This is a genomic window from Aquifex sp. (assembly GCF_056494385.1).
Genome location: NZ_JBSLZM010000039.1, coordinates 1 through 3791, shown reverse-complemented (window position 1 = coordinate 3791; position 3791 = coordinate 1). Strand labels below are relative to the sequence as shown.

General features: G+C 42.7%; 3 protein-coding genes. All 3 read right to left on the bottom strand.

Going from position 1 to position 3791, the window contains the following annotated elements; genetic code table 11:
- Nucleotides 1–69 precede the first annotated feature (69 nt).
- The 3 genes from ACWB1W_RS03400 to ACWB1W_RS03390 are packed head-to-tail and all read right to left on the bottom strand — an operon-like array spanning nucleotide 70 to nucleotide 3773.
- Nucleotides 70–678 (bottom strand): hypothetical protein, encoded by a 609-nt coding sequence (locus ACWB1W_RS03400; RefSeq protein WP_479369991.1) that lies wholly within the window; start codon nucleotides 676–678, stop codon nucleotides 70–72.
- Entirely contained in the window at nucleotides 678–2003 is a 1326-nt protein-coding gene (locus ACWB1W_RS03395; RefSeq protein WP_479369990.1) for a TldD/PmbA family protein, read from the bottom strand. Before ACWB1W_RS03395 ends, ACWB1W_RS03400 begins: the two co-directional genes overlap by 1 nt.
- Before the next feature lie 15 nt (nucleotides 2004–2018).
- Nucleotides 2019–3773 (bottom strand): preprotein translocase subunit SecA, encoded by a 1755-nt coding sequence (locus tag ACWB1W_RS03390; RefSeq protein WP_479369992.1) that lies wholly within the window; start codon nucleotides 3771–3773, stop codon nucleotides 2019–2021.
- Nucleotides 3774–3791: the final 18 nt, after the last annotated feature.

Below are 3791 nucleotides of genomic sequence, written 5' to 3'. Positions count from 1 at the left end.
TGTGCCTTCAGGCTATCAACTAAGTTCTTATCAAAGGAGACTATGAGAATTTTCATTTAAATTCCCTCCTTATTTATTTTCTATCTCGTTTATAAGTTCATCAACGAGTTTTTTGGCCTTTTCAACACTCTCCTCTTTAAGTATTTTCTCGGTGTGGAAAAGAAGTTTTATGGCTTTCAACTTTTTAAGTATTTCTTCCTTTTTAAGCTTACTTCCGGTCTCCTTAAAGGTTTTTATTACCTTAACTTCCCTCAACTCGGAGACGGTTAGATAGAAAAAGCTTATATAAATAACGAATATAAAGGCGAGTAATCCTCCAAAGACAGGTTTTGATACGAGGAAAACTATAAACTCGTCAAGGGAAGGTTTTTTAACGTAAACTTCCACTGTGTCGTTTTCTACCTTTCTGAGGGACATATCGTATTTTGATAAATCAAGGGGTTTTAAGGTATTCGCCGTTCTTATTATGTTTCCCCCCTTATTTATTTTGACAGCCAGAAGCTCAGGGTAGGGAAGGTAGACTATATTCTGCTGGGGTATCGCTATGAGAAGGGCTGATATATCTTCCCCTATTTTTTTATTCCTTTCTGCAACAAAAGTGGAGTAAGAAACGTAAAAAGAAGCCATCGTGAAAACAACAAGCAAGAGCCATATCAGCAACAGGATTGCCCTTTTCATTAACCTCCTCCCAGGGTGAGTTCCCTCACAAGAACTGAGGGTGACCCCACGCTTCCGTAAAACCTCAGGTCATCACCTACACCCTCAATATTTTTAAAAAGTTCAAGTATGTTTCCGGCTACTGTAATACCCCTTACACTCTTTGCCTTCTTTCCTTTTTCAAATAGAACACCGGAACAACCGAGGGAAAAATCTCCCGATATAGGGTCAACGGTGTGAAGGCCCATAACCTCAAGGATTAAAAACACCTCATCGTGGGATGAAAGAAGTTCCTCAAGACTAATTTCTCCCTTCTGGAGGTAGAAGTTCGTCGTTCCGGAGGAAGGTAGCTCTTTATAGCTTCCCCTTACGGAGTTTCCCGTAGGTTTTTCCCCGGATTTTTTCGCAGTGTATAAACTGTGAAGGAATCCTTTAAAAACACCTTTTTCTATAACTTCTTTTCTTGAGGTAGGAATACCCTCGGCATCATAGGGAACAGTTGCAAAGCCTTCCTTAAGTGTCCCGTCGTCTATTAGCGTTATTTTCTCATTAGCAACTTTTTCCCCGACTTTTCCCTTCAGGAGAGTTTTACCTTTTACGTAGTAATCCCCCAAAAACATCGGGCTAAATGCATCAAGTAGCATAGCAAATGAGTCTCTGAAAAACACTACGGGCATACTCCTTGTTTCAAAAGTTGAAGGTTTCAAAAGGTTTACCGTCTTGAAAACCGCATCTTTTACCATATCCTTCCAATCAAGGTTTTTAAGCCTTCTGGAGGCTCTAAACTCCCAGGCTATAGCGCTGTCCCCTTCTTCCGTTCCGAGGGTTGATATCATCGTGGAGTATGAAGTTCCTTTATAAAAATACTCAACGCCGTAGGAGTTCTTCATAAATACCTCAAACTCAACCTCCGTGAGCGTTGATTTCCTTACTCCGATTATTCTCTTATCAAGCTCCTTAGCGTATTTCTCCATAAGGACCGGGATTTCCATCTTTTCCTCAAGAGGTGTTTTTAGGCCTTCTTCGTCGTAAACGGATTCCGCTTCCGCCTCCCCGAGTTTTTCCACAAAGGTATTACCCTCATCGGGTTCCTCTATGTCGCACATCTCCATAGCCTTTTCAACGGTGTCCTTTATTTCTTCCTCACCGATGTAAGAGGTGTATGCAAAACCTAGTCTTTTATCCTTGAGAACCCTTATACCGAGTCCTCCCTCCTCGGCGGAAGACACGTTTTCAACCTCTTCGTTTGAAACTTCTATCTTAGTTTTTTTCTTTCTCTCATAGAAAAGCTCAAACTCGTAGCCCGGTTTTATATACTTCTTTACGAGATTTTCTAAGTTTTCCATAAAAAGAATTTTAGCTTAGGCTTCCCCTTTCTTCCGCATTTTTGCCTTCCTTTTACGTAATCTCTCTTCTTGAAGTCTCTCCTTAAGGGTCTTTGGTCTCGGTCTTTTATTACTCTTGTTTTGGGAGCTAAGGGTTGCCTCTTTTAGGAGTTCCTCGTGTTTCTTTGCTTCTTCCTTTTCAACTTCCTGAACCTCTTCCGCGGAAGCTATCTGAACATTGAAGAGTGTGTTAAGGGTTTGGAACTTAACTCTATCCATCATATCCTCAAAGAGCTCGTAAGCTTCCCGCTTATACTCAATTATCGGGTCCCTTCCGGCGTATCCCCTGAGGTATATACCTTCTCTTAGTTTATCTAAGGTGTGTAGGTGTTCCCTCCACGCGTTGTCAAGTATGTTCAGGAGGATAACTCTTTCCAGTTCCCTCATAGCCTCTTGGCTTCCTATTTCCTTTTCCTTTTCTTCGTAAATTTTTAGGAGCTCCTCGTAAAGCTTGTTTACGAGCTCTTCCTTATCCCTTAGCTTTGGTATATCAACCTCCTTTCCCGTAAGTTCTTTGAGGAAGTTCTTTAAGGATTCTGCATCCCATAAATCCGGGTCGTCTTCGGGAAGAAGTTCGTTAACCCTTCTTTCAAGTATTTCCCTAAGGAACTCCTTAATCTTTTCTCTAAGGTTTTCCCCTTCAAGTATGCTTCTCCTGAGGGTATACACTACATCCCGTTGGGTATTCATCACGCTGTCAAACTCGTAAAGCCTTTTTCTTATCTGGAAGTTCTGGGCTTCTACCCTCTTTTGAGCATTTTCAAGGGCTTTTGATACCATTCTGCTCTCTATCGGCTCTCCCCTTTCTATCTTCATCATATCCATGAGCTTGCTTACCCTATCCCCTCCGAATAGTCTTAGAAGGTCATCCTCAAGGGATAGTATGAACCTGCTTTCCCCGGGGTCTCCTTGTCTTCCTGCTCTACCCCTTAACTGGTTGTCTATTCTCCTGGATTCGTGCCTTTCCGTTCCTATTACGAGTAGTCCCCCGAGCTTTTTCACCTCCTCCTTTTCCTTCTCGGTTATCTTATAAGCTTCCTCAAGGGCTTTTTTAAACTCTTCCTCGGTTGCCTCCTCGGGATTAAGTCCTTTTTCCTTCAGCATCTGCTTTGCAAGGTATTCGGGATTTCCTCCGAGTAGTATGTCCGTTCCCCTACCGGCCATATTCGTGGCTATCGTTACCGCTCCGATTCTTCCCGCCTGGGCTATGATTTCCGCTTCCCTTTCGTGGTGCTTTGCGTTCAGAACGTTGTGGGGGATCCCCCCCTTGAGAACTTCTTTTACTTTCTTCTCAACTTCTTCAAGGGGAATGTTAAGCTTTTTTGCAGTTTCCTCAAGCCTTTTTCTGAAGCTCTTCCTGTTTGCTATCTCCTTAAGAAGTTTCTTGTTCTTGAGAAGTGCCGAGAGCTTCTCGTTATCCTCTATGGATACGGTTCCTACGAGAACTGGTCTTCCGAATACGTGATTTAAAAACACTTCTTCAACAACCCTTTCCCACTTCTCCTCCTTTGTCTTGTAAACGAGGTCCGGGAGGTCCTTCCTTATCATGGGTTTGTGGGTGGGTATAACAACTACGTCAAGTCCGTAAATCTCCTTAAACTCAAGAGCTTCCGTTTCAGCGGTTCCGGTCATTCCCGCAAGCTTTTTGTATAACTTGAAGTAGTTCTGGAAGGTTATTGATGCGAGTGTTTGGTTTTCCTCTTTTACCTCAACCCCTTCTTTTACCTCTATAGCCTGGTGCAGACCATC